Annotated in this window: 16 protein-coding genes and 3 riboswitches; of the genes, 4 read left to right on the plus strand and 12 right to left on the minus strand. The window is 48.3% G+C overall.

Annotated features, from left to right (window positions below; all coding sequences use genetic code 11):
• Positions 1-47: 47 nt before the first annotated feature.
• Complete coding sequence (locus tag AC0YOA_RS19975; RefSeq protein ID WP_475788088.1) at positions 48-764, minus strand: PIG-L family deacetylase; 717 nt, start codon at positions 762-764, stop codon at positions 48-50.
• Complete coding sequence (locus AC0YOA_RS19980; protein ID WP_475771427.1) at positions 761-1,072, minus strand: DUF1806 family protein; 312 nt, start codon at positions 1,070-1,072, stop codon at positions 761-763. Before AC0YOA_RS19980 ends, AC0YOA_RS19975 begins: the two co-directional genes overlap by 4 nt.
• A gap of 171 nt (positions 1,073-1,243) precedes the next feature.
• Between AC0YOA_RS19980 and AC0YOA_RS19985 the strand changes: the two genes are divergently transcribed.
• Together AC0YOA_RS19985 and AC0YOA_RS19990 are read left to right on the plus strand one after the other, a co-directional pair.
• Positions 1,244-3,004: a sensor histidine kinase gene (locus AC0YOA_RS19985; protein ID WP_475788089.1), complete on the plus strand. Its 1,761-nt coding sequence runs from the start codon at positions 1,244-1,246 to the stop codon at positions 3,002-3,004.
• Positions 3,005-3,041: 37 nt separating this feature from the next.
• Positions 3,042-4,625 carry a response regulator transcription factor gene (locus AC0YOA_RS19990; RefSeq protein ID WP_475788090.1) on the plus strand — a complete coding sequence of 528 codons (1,584 nt, stop codon included), beginning with the start codon at positions 3,042-3,044 and terminating at the stop codon, positions 4,623-4,625.
• A gap of 79 nt (positions 4,626-4,704) precedes the next feature.
• On the opposite strand, the gene AC0YOA_RS19995 is transcribed toward AC0YOA_RS19990, so the two are convergent.
• The 6 genes from AC0YOA_RS19995 to AC0YOA_RS20020 all read right to left on the minus strand — a co-directional run bounded on the left by AC0YOA_RS19995 (position 4,705) and on the right by AC0YOA_RS20020 (position 15,379).
• Positions 4,705-6,912 carry a heparinase II/III domain-containing protein gene (locus AC0YOA_RS19995; RefSeq protein WP_475788091.1) on the minus strand — a complete coding sequence of 736 codons (2,208 nt, stop codon included), beginning with the start codon at positions 6,910-6,912 and terminating at the stop codon, positions 4,705-4,707.
• Positions 6,913-6,951: 39 nt separating this feature from the next.
• On the minus strand, positions 6,952-10,047 hold the full coding sequence (locus tag AC0YOA_RS20000; protein WP_475788092.1) for an alpha-mannosidase: 3,096 nt from the start codon (positions 10,045-10,047) through the stop codon (positions 6,952-6,954).
• A gap of 309 nt (positions 10,048-10,356) precedes the next feature.
• Positions 10,357-11,985, minus strand: coding sequence for a type 2 periplasmic-binding domain-containing protein (locus tag AC0YOA_RS20005; RefSeq protein ID WP_475788093.1), 1,629 nt, complete (start codon positions 11,983-11,985; stop codon positions 10,357-10,359).
• Between the two features lie 56 nt (positions 11,986-12,041).
• On the minus strand, positions 12,042-12,929 hold the full coding sequence (locus tag AC0YOA_RS20010; protein WP_210044811.1) for a carbohydrate ABC transporter permease: 888 nt from the start codon (positions 12,927-12,929) through the stop codon (positions 12,042-12,044).
• Between the two features lie 27 nt (positions 12,930-12,956).
• A complete protein-coding gene (locus tag AC0YOA_RS20015; RefSeq protein WP_210044810.1) occupies positions 12,957-13,724 on the minus strand; it encodes an ABC transporter permease in 768 nt (255 codons plus the stop codon).
• A 524-nt stretch (positions 13,725-14,248) separates the two neighbouring features.
• Positions 14,249-15,379: a glycoside hydrolase family 88 protein gene (locus tag AC0YOA_RS20020; protein ID WP_475788094.1), complete on the minus strand. Its 1,131-nt coding sequence runs from the start codon at positions 15,377-15,379 to the stop codon at positions 14,249-14,251.
• A 112-nt stretch (positions 15,380-15,491) separates the two neighbouring features.
• On the opposite strand from AC0YOA_RS20020, the gene AC0YOA_RS20025 reads away from it, so the two are divergent.
• Positions 15,492-16,370, plus strand: coding sequence for a helix-turn-helix transcriptional regulator (locus tag AC0YOA_RS20025; RefSeq protein ID WP_475788095.1), 879 nt, complete (start codon positions 15,492-15,494; stop codon positions 16,368-16,370).
• A 337-nt stretch (positions 16,371-16,707) separates the two neighbouring features.
• Here AC0YOA_RS20025 and AC0YOA_RS20030 read toward each other — a convergent pair whose 3' ends face one another.
• The 4 genes from AC0YOA_RS20030 to gcvH form a co-directional block, all read right to left on the minus strand.
• Positions 16,708-17,721, minus strand: coding sequence for an aldo/keto reductase (locus AC0YOA_RS20030; RefSeq protein ID WP_475788096.1), 1,014 nt, complete (start codon positions 17,719-17,721; stop codon positions 16,708-16,710).
• Positions 17,722-17,885: 164 nt separating this feature from the next.
• Entirely contained in the window at positions 17,886-18,884 is a 999-nt protein-coding gene (locus AC0YOA_RS20035) for a copper amine oxidase N-terminal domain-containing protein (RefSeq protein WP_475788097.1), read from the minus strand.
• A 513-nt stretch (positions 18,885-19,397) separates the two neighbouring features.
• Positions 19,398-20,417, minus strand: a complete 1,020-nt coding sequence (locus AC0YOA_RS20040) for an alpha/beta hydrolase family protein (protein WP_475788098.1) — start codon at positions 20,415-20,417, stop codon at positions 19,398-19,400.
• 249 nt (positions 20,418-20,666) lie between these two features.
• Complete coding sequence (gene gcvH, locus AC0YOA_RS20045) at positions 20,667-21,059, minus strand: glycine cleavage system protein GcvH (protein ID WP_475788099.1); 393 nt, start codon at positions 21,057-21,059, stop codon at positions 20,667-20,669.
• Positions 21,060-21,346: 287 nt separating this feature from the next.
• Positions 21,347-21,465: riboswitch (glycine riboswitch) on the minus strand.
• 135 nt (positions 21,466-21,600) lie between these two features.
• Positions 21,601-21,705: riboswitch (glycine riboswitch) on the plus strand.
• 3 nt (positions 21,706-21,708) lie between these two features.
• A riboswitch (glycine riboswitch) is annotated at positions 21,709-21,806 on the plus strand.
• A gap of 106 nt (positions 21,807-21,912) precedes the next feature.
• On the opposite strand from gcvH, the gene gcvT reads away from it, so the two are divergent.
• The gene (gene gcvT / locus AC0YOA_RS20050) at positions 21,913-23,025 is read left to right on the plus strand and encodes a glycine cleavage system aminomethyltransferase GcvT (RefSeq protein ID WP_475788100.1); all 1,113 of its coding nucleotides are present in this window, start codon (positions 21,913-21,915) and stop codon (positions 23,023-23,025) included.

A 23,025-nucleotide genomic window follows, 5' to 3' on the forward strand; every position in this document is an offset into this window, starting at 1 on the left:
TTGGACGATGCAAGTTTCTTCTCTCTGAACTTATAGAAATTCAAGTGTTATGCGTTGAACAAATCATGGAGAGCTTGCGCCCGTTCCCCAGTGTTTCCCTTGAGAAAATATTCATGTCCGCCAAATCTGGCAAGCGCCTCTTGATCCGGCTGCCATACCCATTCGTCGATTTCAGTCTGGCAGCGGTGGGCGCGGAATGCCGCAAGCTTCGCCTCCAGATGAGCATGCACGTCGATTTTGACGACGTCTTTGCGGGTATAACCGTACCGCTCCGGACGCTCCATCGCATCGCCGAACGTAATGAAGTACAGATTTCCCCTATGCCCGGTTTGTTGAAAAGCGGCTGTCGTCGCTTTTCCGATCGCGCAATGATCCGGGTGTCCGCCCAGCTTTTCATGAAAAGTAAGAATGACGTCCGGATCGACTTCTTGGATCAAGCCGGCAATTCGCGCCGTCAGCTCGGCCTCATCGGCAAATTCAACCGTCTTGTCGCGGATATCGAGGAAGATGAGACGCCCGATACCCAGGCTTGTACACGCTTGCTGCAGCTCTATTTCGCGGGCGGCTGCCATCGTTTCCCTGTTGAGATACGGCGGATTGCCCATTCGGCGCCCCATTTCGCCACGGGTGGCGCTCACCAGCGTAATGTCGACTCCTTCGCTGGCATATTTCGCTAGGGTGCCGCCGCAAATAAACGACTCGTCGTCAGGATGCGCAAAAACCGCCAGGAGCTTGCGCAATGGTGTTTTTTCGATGCTGTTCATTCCGGAAATGGCTCCTTTCCCAGGTGCAGGGCGACATTCATCCGCCCTCTGTCGTCATAGCCGGCCAGCAGAAGACGGCCGTTCCCGTCTACCTCATAATGCGTGAGGGCTTCCATACGGAGCCACCCGTGTCCATCGAAGCGAATTGCGGCGCGAAAAGGACCATCCCCGGCCACATAGGCATGGGTAACCTTGACCTTGAAATTGCGGACGAAAACAAATGAAGTCGCCTCGCTGTGAATATAGGCGTCAGCCCCGACGAAGGTTCGAAGCTCGGCCTCCACCTGAGGCTTGATTATTTTGATCATCACGTTTGGTTCTCTTTTCTTAAAGGGATTTTTTATTGCAACATAATAATATCACAATATTCATATGAAATCTGTTTCATATTCATACAAAGGATGGAGCTGATTGCGATTAAAACCAAAATTCAAACCCAATTTTTTTTATATTATCTTTTTCTTTCCGTAATTCCGCTTTTGGCGCTTTCCTATTATTCCTACTATAATATCAAGACAAACACGCAGCAGGATTTGGTCAATACGATTTCATTCGATATGCGGCAAAGCCAGTCTTCCCTCGATAATTTGTATACAAGGTTCCAAAAATATACCGATATCCTGTCCAACTCCACCACGTTTTACAATGCGGTGATCTCCACATCCAATGATATGAAGAATGGGAAGATCCAGCAGGCCAAATACAGCGGTGCGATTAATCTTGATCCGCAAATCAAAAGCTTGTTCGCAACGGACGATGTGATCTCTGCCGCAATGGTCGTTATTGACGGGCGGGTCGTATACAGCTATAAGGATTTTGTATCCATTATGAATAATTTCGAAGATAACCCAATTATTGTAAATACAAAAAATACGCCCAACATGCACTGGTTCAGCAATCAGTCCAGCCCATTCGGTTTGTTCGACGGGAATTATACGATCATTACCAAAAACATCTATGACATCATTGGAAACAACCCGACGGAGAGCATCTGTCAATTTGTCATCCTGATTAATCAGCAAAAGATTACCGATCTATTAAACGATCATCTTCGATTTGCGGACAGCATCATTCGGGTTATAGATGAAAACGGTAACATGATTGCCGGCAATGACAGCGTTCCCCAGACAAGCGAAGAGCATTTTAATAAAATTATCCAACAGATGCCTTCCGATCAAAATTCAACCCATACGAAGTATATCGATAACTATCTCGTTTTACAGAGCTTTTCAACCACTTCCAATTGGCATATCGTTCAGCTGTCTCCTTCCAAGCATGTAACAAAAGCATCCTCATCCATTATTTTCTTTACCATTTTTCTGATAGCGGGCCTGCTGATCATCATGTTCCTGTTTTCTTTCTTTATTTCCAAAGAGATTATACTTCCCATCAAGCGTCTGGCCCATGCCATGAAAAAGGTTGGCGAGAAGAATATTAAAATTGAAATCGTTCAGCATTCAAAAAATGAAATCGGAGAAATCATCAGCGGATTTAATCAGATGGTAAAAAGAATCGACAATCTGTTTACACTTACGATTGAAATCGAAGGCAAGAAGCGAAAGTCCGAGATTGACATGCTCAAATATCAGATCAATCCTCATTTCTTATATAACACCATCAATTCCATCCGCTTCTCTGCCATGAATCACAAGGATGAAATAACGGCCACGATGCTGGTAACCTTGAGCCGTCTGCTTCGGAATACCCTGAGCCATACAAGCCATGTTATTCAATGGGGGGAAGAAATCCAAAACATCAAGGACTATATTATGCTGCAGCAGCTTCGGTATGATAACCAATTAAATGTAGCGTATAATATAGGAGAAAACACACAACATTTGTTTGTGCCCCATATGATTTTGCAGCCTATCGTCGAGAATTCCATCATGCATGGATTAAATCAGAAATTAAACTCGGGGGCTTTTGCAAGCGTCGTCATCTCTTCCTATTTAAAAGATAATCATATCCATATCATTTCTGTTTACGATAACGGGGTCGGTATTGCGGACTCTATCATGGAGAATATATTGGAGCATAATTCAACGACTGTTTCGGATTCTCTGCAAATCGGTTTAGTCAATATTCATAAACGAATCAGACTCCAATACGGAGAGCCCTATGGAATCGAGCTGGAAAGCGCAGCAGGCGAATATTCCAACGTGAAAATCATTTTGCCTGTACTAAAGAATATCGAGGATGAGCTTCCCATTTCGTTTGAACACATCGAAAACTATTCCTAATAGAAACGGGTGAAGGATTACGGTTAACGTTATTATTGTGGATGATGAGCCCTATGTCAGACAGATGATCAAAAGCATGATTCATTGGAAGGAGTTATCGCTGGAATTGGTGGGCGAGTTCTTCAATGGCGAGGACGCCTATAAGCGGATCATTGAGGACAGCAGCATAGAGCTGGTTATTACTGATCTGAGGATGCCGGTCATGGATGGACTGGTTCTGATCAAAGAAGCTTTAGCCATCCGGAGCGAATTAAACTTTATGGTTATCAGCGCCTATGACGATTTTCATCTAGTCAAGGAAGCGTTCATGCTTGGCGCCAAAGATTATTTATTGAAGTCCGAGATGACTGAGGATCATATTTATAATACCTTGTCCAATCTGCGATTACACGACAGCAAAACCTCTGCAGCCGGACTTGAATTCAAGCCTGACACTTCCAGCCGGGAGGCGGAGCCCTATTCCAGCGGAGAACTGATGAAGGAAAACCTGCTCAGCAGGCTGGCTGCGGGAAATATAAAGGCTAGCGATATCGGTACTCTCCAGGAATTACTGTGCAAGAATGAACCGAAGCGACTAGCGCTGACGATATTGAAACTGAATAAAATGGATATTCATGCCGCCCTTCCCGAAGCATCCTTCAAGCATGACATTTCAGAATATCTATCCCATACCGAAGAGCTGCTGGCCCCCGGGAGTGAAGTGCGTTATGAAATTGTTCAGACTTCACCCTATGAGTATTTAATCCTTCTGCTCTATTCCAGGCATGAATCAGACTCTTCGATCATGAAACATTTAAAGCATGTATATGACAGCTTTCGTCCCCCGGGCTTCAATATTAATCTGGGCTTGAGCCGTATCGCTTCTGATTTTGCCCGACTTCCCGAGCTCATTCATGAGGCGCGGATTTCCACCGACTACTGTTTTGTTGCAGGCAATGGGTCGATCATCCGGTATACGGCACAATTTGATGAAACGCCTCCTTTGGAAATCGATGTTATGAAGCAAATTTCCATGCTGAAGAAGCTGCTCAATTCCATCCTTTTTGATAACGGCAAAGCGGATATAAGCAAAATTATGGTCGTTCCCGGATCTGTAAGCGCCAGCCATATTCATGCCATTATGGACCTTTATATGAAATATCATTTTATCCTGATCGATTTTGCGCTGCAAAATGGACTGCATGGCGAAATTCGTGCTTTAAGCCATGAGTATGAAAAGCATTTGAAATTTTACGGCGACCTGAACTCGTTGAACAAGTGGCTTGCTTCCGTCATGTCACGGGTTCAGGGCCGCAAAGGCGAGAATTCGGTCATCAACCAGGTAAAGCACTTTGTTGAAGAGAATTATACCTGCGATATCAGCCTGCAATCCGTCGCCCTTAAGTTTAATATCAACAGCAGTTATCTCAGCCGCCTTTTCTCGGAAACAGAGAATACCAATTTCATCGATTATTTAGCGCATATCCGAATTACCAAAGCGATTGAATTCATCAAAACATCGAATCTGAAGATATATGAAATCTGTGAAAAAGTAGGCTATACTTCGCCAGAGCATTTCAGCAGAACCTTCAAAAAAATTACGGGAAAAAGCCCGAAGCAGTTCATGGATGGGCGGGAATAACAAAAAAAATCTGCCGAAGTCAAATTCGGCAGATTTTTTGTATTGCGGTTTAGGCGAGCAGCTTGTAATCTCCGGCGTGCTAGATTTTTAAAGTGCTTGTGCCAGCCTTGAGTTTGAATTTTCCGGGCTGCGCCTGGTTATCCGGCGAGGTCTTAAAATAACAGCTGGCATCGGAGGTGTTGTGTACCGTAATGCTGCCGTCCTCCAGATTCAACAGGCTGTCATTTTTCAGCATGGAAGAGATGTAACAAATGCCGTCAATTTTCAACAGGCTGCCATTATGCTGCGCGACTTGAAGGATTTTACCGTCATGGCTGCTCTTGATGTAAATGATAAACGCATCAGTCTCTAAATTTTTGTACGTAAGGGAGGAATTCTGATGCATGACTCTTCCGTCTGCGCGTATATTGCAAATGATGCGTTCCGTGCCGTCTTCTCTTTCAATAATGACTTCCTTGGCCCATTCGCCCTCGTCAGCTGTAATTCGAACCTCGCTGGCGCTGCCCGAAGGCAGCTTGAAGCAATGAATGAACTTCTCCCGCCGTTCCTCCGTAGGCGTTGAAATTTGCAAATATTCAACCTCCGGCTGGACCGGCGCAGCGGAGCCTCCATTCTTGATTTCATGAGCGTATCCGGACTGCAGCTGCCACTCTTTATTTCGCGGGAACAAGCTGTGTATTTCAAGCTGCACGCCATGGCTGGTCAGAACAGCGAGACTCGCATCCCGTTCCACTTTCCCGTTCACATGAAGATTATAATGCAGATTTCCCTCTTCATAGGTAAACAGATCGTCGATCATGACAATCATATCTTTGATAAAGATGACATGGCGGTAATATCGCTGGAACTGGTTAATGAAAGGGCCGGCGCAATCCGCAAGAAGATATTTATACGGTTCCGTCGACAGAAAAGCCGGGAAATTGCCCATATACTTGGTGCCATGATACCTGATATCGTCCGGCACCTGACCGCCGTTGAAATGGATCACATTATGCGCCTGGGGCTTAATATAGTACTGCACATAATTCGGATCGCCATAGCTGCAGTTGCCCGAATCCGTTATAAACAGCTGTCCTCTGCAGGCAAGCTCGAACGTTCCGGCATCATCATGATTGTGATTCCAGCTTTCACCCGTTTTCATCATAAAAGAAGTGTCGTCCGCCGTAAAACCGCTGCGTATGATGGCATATCCCGAATCATGAAAGATCCTTTCTCTGGGCGGCCGCCAACCGCTCGAGGCTATATCGGGATTATAAAAATAGAATTCATAGGGCAAAGCAAGCCGGGCGTTCAGTTGTTTGAAGTTCTCCTGCGTCCAGGATTTGTTGAATTTGCCGCATAAATAAAAAATATACTGGCTGTGCCTCTCAATTTTAAGAGAGATGTCTCCAAAATCGGCAAGCCTCGGTCCATCCCACAGCCTATGAAAAAAGGATGAATAGAAATCCGCCGTCTTTTCCTCCAGCTCGCTGAAATCCAAAGCTTCCAGTTGATCATCTTTTTTCAATATTTCATTGAATATACAGTAATTGGAGAAGGCATACATAAAATACCCGACATACTCTATGTAGTCCCCGTCACTTCCGAAGTTGGCCTTCTTGTTTTGCAGGACATTCCCAGGGTAATCCATCCATTCTCTTAACGAATCCATAATTTGATCCAGGCAGGAGTCAAATTGGGGGATTCTGCTTTTACCGGCTGTAAGTAAAACTACGCCCATTCCGCTTATACAGACATTCCACCAATTATGACCCATCGTATCCAGAGCGTTCACATGGTTTTCCGGTGACAGCCATTCCTCGTACAAGGGATAAAAGCTGTTATGGAGCAATCTAGAGGTTACTTCCTGAATATACTCCTCCGGCATTTGAGCTTTTATATTCTCTAATGCAATCGCAATATGCACGCCTATATCAGCCGTAGTCAGATCCGACTTCCACACCTTGAAGTTTGGCCCCAGATTGGACCAGCTGTCAGCGCTGCATACTGCGGAAATCAATCCTTTCACAATCGGCAGAAGGCTGCTGTCAGGTTCGAGAAGATAAAGAAAAGAGGCGTTAACGCTTAATTCCGACAGCTCTCTTGTCAAGACAGTACGTTCATAATACGCTTTCTCCTCGTCAGCCGCCCGATGGTTTAATTCCAGAAGAAGCTTATGCTTCTCCTGGACAAATGTATAATCAATGGACAGGATGTCTTTTTTCAGCAGCTCAAAACTATTGGCCGCATAGGGATCCTTACGGATAGCGTCCCGAATCCGCGCGATCGAATGATGATCAAATAACATATTCATCCTCCCTCTTTCGTCCAAAGCCGTTTCCAGGCTTTAATAGCTGATCCTGATCGTTTTGATCTCAAACGGCTTAAAGCTCAGCTGCATATCATTCTTATCCTCCAGCTCCTGAATTTCTTCCTCCAGCATGTTGGTCACTGCGGCCCGCCTGACAGCTTGACCGAAGACCAAATATGAATTCGTATACGTGCCTTCCGCTTCATACAGTCTGATTACATAGGCTTTATCATTATCTTCGCATGGCTTGATCGCCTCAATGATGATATTGGGCGCGCTGACGCTGATAAACTTTTCAAAGCTGCATTCGCCCGAAATAATAAGCGGCTTGTAATTGAATTCGTAGGCGGGCTTGATTACGGAATCCGCATCAAATCCGCTGTTATGCGGCAGAAAAGCATAGGAGCACATATGCTCCCCCTTGTCTCCGCGGTAATCCGGACGGCAGCCGCCTTTATGCAAGGTCAGGGTAAGCTGTGAATGATGGACAGATATGCCGTATTTGCAGTCATTCAAGATACTGACGCCGTATCTGTTTTCCGAAAGATCAGTATATTTGTGGTTGCAAACCTCGAACTTTGCTTTCTCCATATCCGTATTCCGTGTTGTCGGACGCTTGATGTACCCGAATTGCAGCTCCTGTCTCGCAAAATCCGCAAACACATTCGTATCGAATACGGTCTTCAGCAGTCTGTGATCGTCCTGCCAATCCATCAAGGTTTCGAATTTCACCTGCCTGCTGCCGCTGTAAAAAATCATGTCCTGAATCAGGCTTGATTTGGCAGTCAGCTTATAGCGGTTGCGGATTCTGAACTCGACGTGTCCATCTGATATGACTTCGCTACCCAGAAGAACAGCGCTATCCTTGAACTTAAGCTCAATATCGGCGTCGATGTCCCAGCTGTCCCAGGCTGTAGGCACATCCTCGGCGATAAGCAGCGTATTCAGGGCATAGCCCTGGCCTCTCAGCTCCCTGTTCAGGCTCTTGTCGATAAAGGACGCCATGTATTTTCGCTCATCGAGAACCACTTTGTATAATGGCGTTTCCAGGACAGTGCCGTCATAAGTAAAGCAGGAGCCTTCAGCGGGATAGCCTTCCACCCGTTCAAGCACCACAGAGGACAGAGCTTCCAGCTTTACGCCCGAAACAGCCAGCTTGCGATGGCCCGAAATATCCGTTACAATTTGCTGATTGTAGCCTCCTTTTACAACATACCCCTCCACATCATCCAGATAGATGACATCGCTGCGGTCGAAGGATAAGCTGTTGAGGACCGAAATGCTGTTCTCCGCAGCTTTGGCCGGAACGGCCTGTCTGATTAATTCATCGGCGGCTTGAATGATATGCGTTGTTTCCGCGATGCTCCGGTCATGGACCGCCGGAATGGACGTGCCTGGCAATATATCATGAAATTGATTGACAAGAAGCGTCTCGACAAGAGGCTTGATATGCGTATCGATGCATATGGCATCATGATGGACGGCGTTCCGGACTGTGAGATATTCCAGATCATGCAGCCGTACTTCCGACAATCTGTTATTGCGTTTGATCGTATGCTGGTTCGTGAGCGTTCCCCGGTGAAGCTCCAGATAGAGCTCGCCCGCATATACGGAAGGGTTTGTCAGCGACTGCTCCAGCCTTTGCATAAATTCGCCCACGAACATCGTCTCCACCTTCGGACAGCCTTCCAAATCGGCCGATCTCCGGGCCATCTCAATCATTTCAAATTGCGGCCCCCCGCCGCCGTCGCCGTAGCCGTAAGCCAGCAGCCGCATATTCGATACCGTCTTGTCGGTTATCGCGTCTCTGGATTTATGGCCGTCAAATACGGAGTCGATGCAGGTTTCCGGATCCGGCCACAAATGGGTTTTGTTCAAATGCGTCAGCACTCTCGTACCGTCCAGCCCCTGCCAGTAAAAGGTGTCGTAAGGGAATTTATTCGTATCGTTCCACGCCATTTTGGTCGTAAGGAAATAATCGACCCCGCAGCCCTTCATAATTTGCGGAATGGAAGGGCTGTATCCGAACGTATCCGGCAGCCAAAAGCAGTTGGATGTGTAGCCGAAATGCTCCCGGGTAAACCGCTGCCCCCACAGAAACTGCCGCAGCATCATTTCCCCGCCTACCAGATTGCCGTCGCACTCAATCCAGACCGCTCCATTCGGTTCATATCTGCCCGCTTTTACCGCGTCTTTTATTTTTTCGAACAACTCGGGATAATGGTCCTTGATCATCTTTCCGTGATAAGCGGAGCTCTGTACAAATTTGTACTCCGGATACTGCTCCATCAAGCTGATTTGATTGGAGTAGGTGCGGGTGCATTTCTTGATCGTTTCCTCGATGGTCCAGCGCCATGCCGTATCCATATGGGAATGGCCGATAACGGCCGCTATGGGGGCGAGTGAGGTATTCTTGTGTTGATATAAGGTTTTGATTAATTCGCTGGCCTGTCCAACGGCATCATTGAATATTTCCTGCTCGATATTGTCGGGAGAATAATAAAGAATCTCATGGATCTGCGTTAATGTTTTGATGAGGTTGGCCCTGACAAAGCTGTTCTTGTCCAATGCGCCGGCCATTTGATTGAAGGTTTTCAGATCGAAGTAAAAATCCGCCATTTTATCGTTTTTCACGCAGATTTCCATCGATATGTATTTGTGCATATAGTCGGAGCGCGGTGTTGCGGCCAGGGGCTGGCTCGCAATGGAGAAATGACCCGCATAGGATTCCAATGCAATGTCGATGATTTCTCCGCGCTCTGCATCTGATTTGAGCAGATCGCAGTAGTGATTGCCATGGCTTGCCGTAAATATCCCGAAAGGCGCTCCATTGACCCACAGAAGCGATTCATGTCCTCCGACATGCGGTTTAAGAAAGAGGGCTTGATGCTCCAATCCGTCCTTAACCCGGTACTCGCCCTTAAACCAGCAATAATTCCCCTCGCCGCCCCAGCTCTCGCCTGAATCGGCCCTGCTGAACAGATGGCTTTGCGGTATTTGATGGAGTCTTTCCGGCGTCCGGTACATTTCAACCTCGAAGGTATCCACCTTGGTGAAGATGTAAGGTTCTATCGTTTGCTCAAAACGCTTCAGCTTGCCCAGCATTCGTTCGGTCTGTTTTTCGTTCAGCATATCTATCTCCTCATTTCGTTTACTGATAGTGAAAAGGACGGGCTGCGCATGCGGAACCGTCTTCCGATCGCTGTTGTACCCCTGAATTTTTTTATTTTGGATACCTTTAGCTGTTAAATTCGGGGTACAAAGGCGAACGCTTGCGCTTCTCCAGACTGTTTCCGCCTGCTCCGCCTGTTATTCACCGGTTTGCGAGAAATATAAAGGTAGTATGAGATCGGTAGAAAGCTGATCTCATACTACCTTTTTTTGATTAAAAACGACATAAAACCTTTAAAACCATGCTGCTCCGCCGGTTAATCACCGGACTTACTTGTTATACAATCTGTTGGCGCTTGAGACCAGTTCATCGCCGATTTGTTTTTTCCAATCCGCAATAAAGCTGTCAAAATCTTCGATTTTCTTCTCGCCCACGATGACGGAGGTGAACATGGTGTTCCATTGCGTCAGGTACGTTTGGTTGCGGACATCGAGATTTTCGCCGGCTTCAGACGTAATCGGGCCTTCTACTGTCGGCTTATCCGTTGTAACCAGATAGTCGACATTCTTCTTGCTGTATAATCCGTTATCGTCAAAGAGCAGCTTCTGTCTGTTTTCTTGAACAAATGGAGGAAGAACGACTTTGTTCACTTCATCTGTCGCATCGAACCCGCTGTTGAAGGGCCATCCGAAGCCTTCTTTGGCTTTGGCGTCATTGGTTGAAAACTCCTGCTTCGTAACCATAGCGCCGTTAACCGTCGTATAATGAGTATCCTTCAAGCCATATTTGACAAGCGTATACATCTGCGGATCGCTGAATATTTTATCCCATGCTGTCAGGATGGCATGCAGCTTGTCTCTGTCCTGCTCTAATTTTTTGCTGAAGAAGGTTATATTCGTGAACATCGGTGCATTGGCAACAAGCGCCTTGCTTCCGTCTCCCAGGGTTGGGAATGGCGCCCAATCGAGCTTGGCATTCGGGAAATTGGCCGTTAACTGGGCGCCGATGCTTCCTTCATCGAAAGGCGGGCTTATCTGGAAAGTGGTGTTGTAGTATTGGTAAAAGAGCGCATTTCCCTTTACAAACTCATTCACCGGCGCCGATGTGTTTTGATACATCGTATAATATTCAGGGTTAATGTAACCGGCTTCATACCATTTGTTAAGCTGAATAAGCGCATCTCTCATTCCAGGCATAAATGGCGCATACTGAATCGTGTTATCCTTGTAGACCCATGCGTCGCGCCTTACACCATATGCGGACAGGAAGTAATACATTGCCTGGCCTTCTCCGCCGTTTTGAACGGTGATCGGGTAATTGTCGGGATATTTCTCCTTATACTTTTTCAACACATTATCCCAATCCGCAATCGTTTTGGGCATACCGACCCCAAGCTCCGCCAATATATCCGAACGGACCGCAACGCCATAGGGCAAGGAGTTGCCCAGGGCGCCATTGCTGAACCCTTTAAGCTGCCCGTCCTTGGACCATAAATCCAGGACATGGTCTTTTTGAGCGCCCGCTCTGCTGACAAATGACGCATAGATATTGGGGGCATACTGCTTGACTTCGTCTTCCGTCAAATTTGCGGCTGTGTTAAAGAGAGCGTCGCTGCTGGATGTATAGCCGCTGTACACATCAGGCATATCGCCCGATGCCACGAAGAGGTTGAGCTTGGTATCGTAATCGGCATCGGGAACGGCGGTTATTTTCAGATTGAGACCAAGCTTTTCATTCACCTGCTTCATGACTTCAGAATTTGGATCAGGCTGAATTCTTGTGGTAAATACATTGACGGTGTAATCGTTCTTGGTCTGGCTTGATTGTGTGTCCGCCGCCTGCCCTGCCGGTTCTGCAGCCTGATTCTTGTTATTGTTGGATGACGTGCAACCCGAAATAACAATCGTGCCGGCAATGACCATGGAAAGTGATGCTGAAAGCCATTTGACATTTTTCATCGATGATTTTCCCCTCTTCTTGGATATGATTTATATGTGAAGACATTGAAGCCCAATTAACCTTTTACGGCGCCGATCATAATCCCTTTGACAAAATATTTTTGCAGGAAAGGATAAACCATAATGATCGGGAGGGTAGTAACGAGCAGTATGGCCGCTTTTACCGATTCCGCGGTGTAATTTTGCCCGGAGCTGTCTACGATCTCTCCTCCTCTTACACTCGCCATCGCAGCATCCTGGGCATTATTAAGCACATCTCTCAAGAGGATTTGCAATACCTTGATTTCGCCATTCGATATATAAATCATCGCGTCGAACCAGGCATTCCATTGGCCTACCAGAGACCACAAGGTTATGGTTGCGATAATAGGCGTTGACAGCGGCAAAACAATTTTGAAGAAAATGGTAAAGTCATTGGCTCCATCCATATAAGCGCTCTCTTCAACCTCAACAGGCAAAGAAGTGAAGAAATTTCGGATAATTACGATGGTATACGCACTGCAAAGCCCGGGAAGTACCAGTGACCATATGGAATTGAGCATATGCAGCTCTTTCACAAGCAAATAGGTCGGAATCAGTCCGCCTCCAAAAAACATCGTGAAAATAATCAAGCCCATCCACATTTTTCTTCCGAGCAGATATCTTTTCGACAGCGGATAGGCAAGCATGGCCGAAACGACTACCGTAAGAACGGTTCCCAGCACGGTGCGCAGGATAGTCCAGTAATAGGCTTCCAATATGGAGCCCGTTGCAAAAATCTGCGTATAGGAGTCAAAGGTAGGGTTGCTGGTAAACAGGTGAAGCCCGATTTCGCCCGATTCATTGGACGGACTAAGCGAAATCACGATTTGCTGGACGAATGGAAATACAACAGTCAGACATATGAACACCATTAGGGAGATATTAAAGATATCAAATGCTCTTGCCCCTATGCTTTTTTTCATGTGTACACTCCTTTATTCCGTTAAAAGCTAGAAGACCGTATAATTAGAAAGCTTGCCTACGATCCAGTTGGCAGCCAATACAAGTATGAGCGCAATAACGCTTTTCGCTATGCCGACTGCAGTGGAGAAGCTGTATTGCATTTCCACGAGGCCGACCCGGTATACAAATGTATCGATGATATCAGCCGTTGGCATGACCATGGAATTGTAAAGGTTAAAGATCTGATCGAAGCCTCCATCCAGAATCCCGCCGAGTCCAAGGACAAAAAGCATGGCTATGGTAGGCAATATACTGGGGATCGTAATATATAGACATTGCTTAAACCGTCCTGCGCCATCGATGGTTGCAGATTCATACATATCCGTGTTTATCCCGGCGATGGCGGCTAAATAGATGATGCTGCTGTACCCGATTTCCTTCCACACATTGGAAACCAGCAAGATTTGCAGAAAAGATTTGCTGTCGCCGAGCAGCACTTGTGGCTTCCAGCTAAAGGTATCCGCCAATAATCCATATAAACCGTAGCTTGGCGATACCAGTTGAAATATCAGGCCCGCTACAATAATCCAGGAAAGAAAATGCGGAAGATATGAAATCGTTTGCACAATGCGCTTGAATTTGTTGGAAACCAGTTCATTCAACAGCAGGGCAAAAATGATCGGTGTAGGAAAACCTACGAGAATCTTCAGCAGACTAATTTTCACTGTATTTCCCGTGACGGTCCAAAAATATTTCATTTCAAACATCTGGTGGAAATACTTGAAGCCTACCCACGGACTTCCGAATATGCCCACCTGCGGGTCATACTCCTTAAAAGCAAGAAGAATGCCATACATCGGACCGTATCTAAACAGTAAGAAATAAATGAGACCGGGCAGCAGCAGCAAGAATAGAAATCTCTGCTTCATTAAAGTTGGAAGTATGCCTGTTCTCTTTTTAGGATTATGGATATTTAATCCAATTTTCCCATTTAATGCACTCACGCTCATCTCCTGCCTCTCTTGTTTGTTAACATCTTAAGAAAATGCTTATCCTTCATGCCGCATGAATCTGTCCACACAGCAATGGAATCGCTTTCGTTTCTTTCCCTTCACTTCATTGCCTGTATTTATTGTAACGCTTTCATATTTTAAAGGAATGATTTTTCTTTACAAAACTTGATGTATTTTTACTCCTTGCGCTTCTCCAGACTATTTCCCCATGCTCCGCCCTTCCGCATCCGTCGACAAAATCGGCATGGGCCTGGTCATGCAAAAATGGCCCGCAAGAGAGCCGCTTTTTGCAAAGCGTCCTTCTTGCGGGCCACAATTCACCTGGATTAGCGTCCGTACCAGTAACCGGGAATCCCTTTGTCGAGCCGCAGCAGCGCTTCAAGGAAGAAATAATCGCCCCAAATCACGAAATCATCGGGCGATGCGCCGCTTCTCACGGAATATGAGCCATGTCTCAGGAAGCCTTGCTCGTCCCTGTCTCCGGCTGTAAAATAATGCTTAATAAGGGAAGTCATGGACTGCTCCACTGCCGTCACAAAGAATTCCCGCTCCGGATCATCGTCCGGCAGATACCCGATAAGCTCGAGCAGGCCGCATGCGGTAATCGCAGAAGCCGAGCTGTCCCTTGGTGTGCCAGCGGTCTGAGGAGCGTCGAAATCCCAGTAGGCCACATGGTCCTCGGGCAGATGGGCGATGAAATACCGCGCGAGCCGTTTGGACGCTTCCAGAAACTGCGGCTCCTTGAAATAGCGGTAAGCCAGCGCGAAGCCATAAATCCCCCAGGCTTGACCGCGGGTCCAGGTCGAACCGTCTTTGAAGCCTTGATGTGTTCCACCGCGGATGGAATCACCTGTCTCCGGATCAAAATAAAACGTATGGTAGGAGGAGTCATCCCCCCGTACAAGAAAGCGCCTGCTCTTCTCGGCATGGATATAGGCTGCTTCCGCATATTTCCGGTCTCCCGTCTGTTCGGTGGCCCAGCACAGCAGCGGGAGGTTCATTAAGCAATCGATTATGATCCGCCCGCCGTTCTCCGGATCTCCTTCCGGTCCCCATGCCTGGAAAAGCTGCGATGCCGGCCTCCACCGTTTCATAAGAACATCCGCTGCCTGCAGGGCCAATTCCCTGGCGGATTCATCCTGCTCCACAATCCACTGCGCCTTGGCGGACAGGGAATACAGAAATCCGATATCGTGATGACCCAGATGACTCCCCTGCTCTATTCTTCTTTTGAAGGAAGCAACACTTTGAACAGCGGCCTCACGGATTGCCTGATCCTGGTTATATTCATAGCTCAGCCATAAGATTCCCGACCAGAAGCCTTCCGTCCAGCCTGTATTGTTCACTAGCTCATACTTGCCGTCCCCATTGCTTACATGCGGAAATTTGTCCTTGAAACGGTTCATATTGGCGGTTGTTGTAAGGATGGTTTGTTCGATTGCGGTTTTCCAGCTCATGAATGCCTCCTATGTGCTTTTTTGCTTTCAGCACCTATTATAGGAGCAGTCTACCGTTGATTTGTTGTGCTATTATATAGGTAAATTGCGAATTTGAAAGGAAACCTGCCCGATGTCCTTCCTGCAGCGGATCGAATACGAATTAGGGTCATTCTCCTACAGCTACAAGCAAAAAACGGAAAAATCCCGCTGGTACCATGCCCATCGGGGAATTGAAATGCTGTATATTTACGAAGGCGAAGGCGAGGTTATGCTGGAGGGCAAATATTATCCGCTTGGCAGGGGAACCGTGATCTGGATTCAGCCCTATCAGCTGCATCTTGTCGATGTGCCTTCCAGCTCCAATTCTCTATATGTGCGTACCAATCTGACCTTTGATCCTCATTCGCTGTCCGCTTATCTGGCTCCCTTTCCCGGTCTGCTGCGGTTTTATGAAAGACTGTGGAAGGGCAATTTGCCTAAACAGGTGTTTTCTCTTCAGGAAGGATATCCTCTGACCGGCATTTTGGAAGAAGTGCAGCAGATTCGTCATGCCCCGTCTGCAGAGCATGAGGAAAGCTTTGGTCTTGTCATGCTGAGATTGCTTCGGTTTCTGCAGCAAAACGTATTTGCGGAGAGTCTTTCCGGTGCCGGTGCCCATGTAAGTCCGCGCGCTTTAAGACATGTTGAGAACATAACGGAATGGGTGGAAAAACATTATCACCGCCCCTTCCGCCTGGAAGAAATGGCCGATGATCTGTTCCTCTCTCCGTATCATCTGTCGCATTTGTTCAAAGCGTCCACAGGCATTACCCTCTCGGATCATATTACGTTCCGCAGGATCAGGGAGGCTTGCTCGCTTCTGGCAAACACCTCCAAAACGATCCGGGAAATTGCGTTTGAGGTCGGCGGCCTGAGTTCACCCTACTTCTGCCAGATGTTCAAGAAGAATAAAGGGATCACTCCCGAAAATTACCGGAGAACCATTCACGATTTGCAGGTAAAGATGTAAGGAGGAACACCTCTTCGCCGTCTAGAAGTCTGGTGAATAACAGACGGAGCAGGCGGAAATAGTCTGGAGAAGCGTATGCTGAAAACTTTCGTAAGAAAGCTGCTTCGGAAGCATCCACTTCTTACGAACTTTGTACCCCGAATGTTGTATACACATGAACCAGAGGGCGATTGGGAGCTTCCTGCTTAAGCTCCTGCTGCATTAAACCGATCCCTTCCTGTTGTTCCTGATGGTATGATCATATTCTTTGTCCCTACTTCGCTTCAACAATCAAAAATAGCCCCCAACCTTGTCATCAAGGTGAGGGCTGACGCTTATTGCAAGCTACATGAAGTACTTACCTGCGCCGCAGGCGCTTATCTGTAAGAGCAGGCGGTTCAGCGGCGTAGTTGTCCGACGGATTGAGGTCCGTGCCCGGAGGGACAATCTCATCGATGTGGTCGAGCATCCCCCCGTTTAATTCCAGGTCCGCGCCAGCCAGAAGACTCTCAAGCTGCTCCTGCGTGCGGGGGCCGATGATCACCGAGGTGATTGCCGGATGCGAGAGGACGAACGCCAGCGCAAGATGCGGCAGCGGCAGCCCCGCCTCATTGGCAAGAGCGGTAAGTTTCCGCAGAGCTTGCGCTTTGGCCTGGTTGGCCGGTATCGCCGGATCGTAAAGCGTCGGTCTTCCTGACGCCCGGTGACTCGCCATTTGATCAGTACGCCCGGATAGCCAACCGCCGTTCAGCGGACTGTACGTGAGCACACCCATTCCGTAGCGCTGCGTGGTTGGCAGCACCGCGGCTTCGAGTTTCCGCGTAAAAATGGAGTACATCGGCTGCTCCGTGAGAAAGCGTTGGCAGCCGCCGCGCTGTGCCGCCCATTGCGCCTCAACGATCAGCTCGGCAGGGAAGGTGGATGAGCCAATCGCTCTCACTTTTCCGGCCCGGACCAAATCCGTGAGCGCTGACAGCGTCTCGCTGATGTCGGTATTCGGGTCCGGACGGTGGATTTGGTAGAGATCGATATAATCCGTGCCGAGCCGCCTGAGACTGTCTTCTACTTCGCGTTTGATCCACCGGGCCGAGCCCCCGCGCTGGTTGAGGTCCTCGCCCATGGGCAGACCGAACTTCGTTGCGAGAACCACATCATGCCGGCGTCCCTTGAGCGCCTTGCCGACGATCTCCTCCGACTCACCTCTGGAGTAGACGTCAGCCGTGTCGATGAAGTTGACTCCTGCGTCCAAAGCCGTATGGATAACGCGCACCGACTCGTCATGGTCAGGATTGCCCATTGCTCCGAACATCATCGTTCCAAGCGTGAACTCACTAACCGATATGCCGGTTCCGCCGAGAATTCTATGCTTCATAGGTTTCTCCTCCTTATTTTTACGACTTGCCGCACATTATTCCCAAGAGAATGCAGGCTCCATCCCTCGTTCTCCTCCCGGCTCCTTGACGATCCGGTTTAGCTTGCTTGCTTTCATTTACGAATGTTATCTGATGGAGTATGCTCCATGTCAAGCGTTATTCTTTACTTAATGACGGAATCGGTACGTTGCTCGCCGGTCTTCATGATTTCCAGCGTTCCGGTTTTTGTTTCCCCGTGATTGTAGCCCGTCTGCGTCAATTTCCCTTCCGCATCTACATAGCCGTATTCCGACCAGCCTTCTGGTCCGAAAATGCGGAAATGGGAATATACGTAATCGCCACTCGGCTTCGGAGCGATACCTTGGCCGTCGGTCCATTGCTGATTCATGAAGCTTTGAAACGCATTTTCTTTGGTGCATGTCGTGCAGTTTAGGCGCCCCTGCCAGGTTACCAAGGCGAAATCGTCCTTTATTTCGACCTGCGACACAATATCGTCCTCGAACCTATAGAAACGGAGTGTTTCGCCTTCCGGAAACAGCGTCGTAACACCGTCCCTATCTCCAACATAGCTGCGCGGCGTGACCGGATCATGCGTATAATACAGATCGCCACCAAGGCCATTCGCAATCTTTCGCGCATCCTTAAGGTCACCCTCGAACAATGTACGTTGATCCTTCGCACTCAATTTCGAGTCAAGAGCGGCGATATGGTCGTGCCAGGTTACTTTATAGCCGAACTGGGTACCAAGAAACCGCAGCGGCACATACGCCCGGTTATTGTACATCTTCATTGGAGCATCAAGCTGCACGGTGCTGTGACTTGTGCCGCCGGACATCCCACGGTCGATAACGGCGACCTGACTGTTCGATTTGAACCGGGCCGCATCGGACCACCTGCGAACCGTCGCCGTACTTGTTTTGGCATCCCACTGCACCGCAGCTCCGAATGCTTCAGCAACCACGCGCAGCGGTATAAGCACCCGTCCCCGGTCGATAATCAACGGCGAATCCGATTGTACCGCCTTTCCCATTACCGTAATTTGAACGCCGGCTGAGGCGGCTTCGGCCTGCGTCGTCATTCCCAGCCACGTCATGAACGGTACGCCCGCAAGTAAGACCGTGGCGATCGCAACAGTAATTCTCTTTCGAACCATCTTCATCATTGTGATTCTCCTTTTAAGTTGTGATTATTGCAACAGTCGTTCACCATGCATTTTAGACGCAGCTCTACAGTTAAAGGTTCCAAAAAACAGCCTTTCTGGAAAGGAAATTTCTCAATTAATTTGCCAGTTTGGCTTAACGCTTGTCGGCAGTCTAACAGTTTATTTTCACTGAACAGTGACCAGAAAATCAAGCTCGGAATTTGGGCCAAATTCGTTTGTGAGCGCCGATTTTCCCTCCGTGGAACACGTGCAGAAAACTAATGGAGTGGTACGTTCCATTGCTGGTATCCCAATGATTTTCAACCTTCAGTGGTATGTTGTTTTTAAATTAGTAGCAAAAAAACAGACCGATATCTATTTCAAATCGGCCTGTTTCCCATTTATTGGTTTAATTAGGGTTCGTCGTTCGTTTGGCCCCCTACCGATATGCCCAAGCAAGCTGAGTTTCAAATAACTAAATTAGTTTCCTTTTTGCCGAGAAGGTTCAATAGAAATAATTCTCAATTAAAACCTTCATAAATTATGCTCCTGACGGTGAAACCAGTTGTAGGCCAATCTGCCCGATATTTCATGTTCACCCTCAAAGAGATCCAGTTCCAGGCGGTCAGCAGCTCCCAATAATTCATAGACGCGTTGAAGCTTCCCATACGCTTCCCTGGTGGCTTGAACAGGAAAAATCGGGTCCTGCGTCCCAGCTTCAATCAGCAGCGGTCTGGGGGCGATCAGACTGAGCAGATCAGGCATTTCTGCAGCAAGAGACAACCCGGGAACATAGTTGTCGACACAATGATGGATCGATAAAATGCTGTCTTTGAAGGTGTTGGTAAACCCGCTTACTACCGCAGCAGAGATTCTGTCATCGATGGCGGCCGCATACGAGCATACGAGACCTCCGCCGGAAATGCCCATGCATCCAATACGCTCCAGATCAACATCTTGACGGGTGAACAGATAATCCACGCACCGCAGCGTCTCAAATACCCGGTAACCCGCCATCGTTTGGCCTACTGCCAGAAGAAAGGTTGATAGCTTATGGCAGGAGTTCGAAGCCTGGGCATCCTCCTCTAGTTTGCGGTCTCCAAATCCCAGCAGCTCAGGCGCTAGGGTGAGAAAACCCTGATTGACGAGCTCGATGGCAAAATCCTTCTGGTATCCTGGATGGCCCGTTTTTTTCGTGCCGTCGGGATTGAGACCCACTATATCCTTGCTGCCATATCCATGCCCGTGACAGGCGATAACCGCCCCTGGTCGGCCATTACTTTCTTTTGGGATAAGGACATAGATTGGCATATACAGCTGTGGATAGGTCTGAATTTGAACGCGTTGACGAATATAGGTTCCGCAATCCTCGGATTCCAGCAGCACCGGCGAAAGACTTGGCACCTCTTCGGGGAATCCGCCCAGCAATTGAACCAATCGTTTCCGCAGACGACTCCTCCACTCCTCCCATTCCTGCTGCGAATCCGCGCGAAAGCTTTCAACGGGTTGGATATTGTCATATAATTGCTTCAGATACAAATCCGGGTTCCACATAAAAATCCCTCCTGCATTCTAGTACTCAAATTCATCCTTCGAAACTCATTCGAGATTGATAGACCAATCCCTTCAAGTCAGGAAGCAATTATTTGGGACAGCTGTCCTGAGGAATCAGAGGACGAGAGCCGGGGATTGAAATCGTTTGCAAAATAGCGGAGCCGGATCATTCCTTATGTTCTTCGAGGAAGCCATCCGCCTCCAGGCGAATAGGCAATCCTCAGACCCTTAAAATATCTCCATTCCTCCTTAGTTGGAAGCAATGAACTTTTCGTAGCTCTCCGCGCTCAGAAGTCCGGCTACCATTTCCGTGGCATCACCATCCACCTCAACCTCAATAATCCAGCCTTCGCCATAAGGATCTTCATTCACTTTTTCCGGTGAGTCCAGCAGACTCTCGTTCACTTTCGTTACCTTACCGCTTACGGGGCTGAACAGATCGGAAACGGTTTTGACCGATTCAATCGTTCCCATTGGCTGATTGGCCTCCAGCAGGGCATCGACCTCGGGCAGCTCCACGAACACGATATCTCCGAGCTGATTTTGCGCGAAGTCCGTTATTCCAATTCGTACCGTGGCTCCATGAGCCTCAGCCCACTCATGCTCCTCCGAATACCGCAGCCCTGCTTTTACATCGCTCATATTTGCACCCTCTTTTTGATTATTTGTCCAAAGCCGTGAGACTGATCCTGCCGGAACCAGGCATCTGACGTAAGTCGTTCTCATACACAAGAAGAAACGGCTTCGCCGTCCTGTTGACAGCGGCAGCAAGTTTCTTCCCTCAGCAAAGTGTCGAGGTAGTTTATGCTTTCTAAATTTTAAAAAAGGACAGAGAACAGGCTCTATGCCGTGTTCTCTGTCCCGGGTACCCTGAGAGTTTAAGCGTCATTACCGCTTGCGCTCCCTCAAGTTTGCACTCTCCAGAGTTGCGTCGGATGAAGGTACTTTTACCTGAGAGATTAATCGATCGGCTGGCTGGCCTTGTCGACTTGCCCCTTCGGTGCCGGCGGGTCGTTACACCCGCTTGGTCTCTCCCTGCCATCGTCATCCGCTAATCGTTTATAGATTAATGCAGCTACACCACCATGTCAATAAATCTGACGAATATTTTTTATAAAAAAATATTTTGTTGACTCACACTCTTAAAATCTGTAAGAATATACTATGACAACCAAATAAGCGGATGATGATAAAGGGAGAGATCGCCCATCGGCAGGATGGAGGCGGCGCCGAAGGAGTAAACCTCACATGGGGTGAATCTCTCAGGCAAAAGGACATTTATCGGACGCGACTCTGGAGAGAACGCACGGCATCCTGTAAAGGCCGGCGTCACCCAAGGGGAAAGCCGGATCTATTATTCGGGGTAACTCTCAGGTACAAAGGACAGAGCAAAAAGAAACGCAGGAAAGTAACTTCTACTTTGTGCGCCATTCTTTTTGCTTCTGTCCTTATTTGCATTGGCCTGCAATCACGAACCAAAGAGGAGTGAATGAGGATGACCGAATTAATAAGAAAAACCCCGCTATACCCGGTTTATGCCGGCTATCCGGGTATCCGCTGCATCGACTTCAGCGGATGGGAGCTTCCGGTACAGTTCTCCGGCATTCAGGCAGAACATGACGCCGTGCGGCGGCAAGCCGGGTTATTTGACGTCTCGCACATGGGTGAATTTATGATAATCGGTCAATTCGCGGAGGACTTTCTGCAGAAAATGACGACGAATAACGTGTCGAGGCTGGCAGACGGACAGGCGCAATACACGCTGATGTGCTATCCGGATGGAGGAGTGGTCGATGATTTGCTTATCTACAGGCTAACAGCGGATCAATATATGCTTGTCGTGAATGCATCCAATATCGACAAGGATTTCGAGTGGCTGAGGGAACATTTGATCGGAGACGTCATTCTGGATAATATTTCTGACAAGATGGCTTTGCTTTCCCTGCAAGGGCCTAATGCGGCCGCTGTCCTTGCATCCGCAGGAATCGGAGCGGCGGTGCTCGAGCTGGCCCCCTTCCACTTCAGGAATGAGGTAACTATTGCCGGCGCAAGCACGCTTGTATCCCGAACAGGCTACACCGGCGAAGACGGCTTCGAAATCTATGTGGCAGCGGAGCGGGCTGGCGATGTCTGGCGTGCTTTGATGGCTGCAGGTGAGATGCACGGACTTGTTCCTGCCGGGTTAGGAGCGCGCGATACCCTTCGCTTTGAAGCCCGCTTGCCGCTGTACGGACAGGAGCTTTCGAAGACGATTACGCCGCTGGAGGCGGGCGCCGGATATTTCGTCAAGCTTGACAAGGAAATGTTCATCGGACGCGATGCGTTGCTCAGGCAAAAAAATGAAGGTCTCCGCCGCAAACTGGTCGGCATTGAAATGATCGACCGGGGAATTCCCCGCTCTCATTACCCCGTCTACATGAATGACTCTCTGATTGGCGAAGTCACATCGGGAACCCAGTCCCCGACGTTGAAACGCAATCTGGGTCTTGCCTTGATCCATAGTGACTATGCATATCCCGGAACTGTGCTGTGGGTAGAAATTCGCTTCAAGCGGCTGAGGGCTGAGGTCGTCAAGACGCCATTTTATAAAAGGCTTCCGAAGGAGTGA

The organism is Paenibacillus sp. JT22N12 (genome assembly GCF_056269365.1).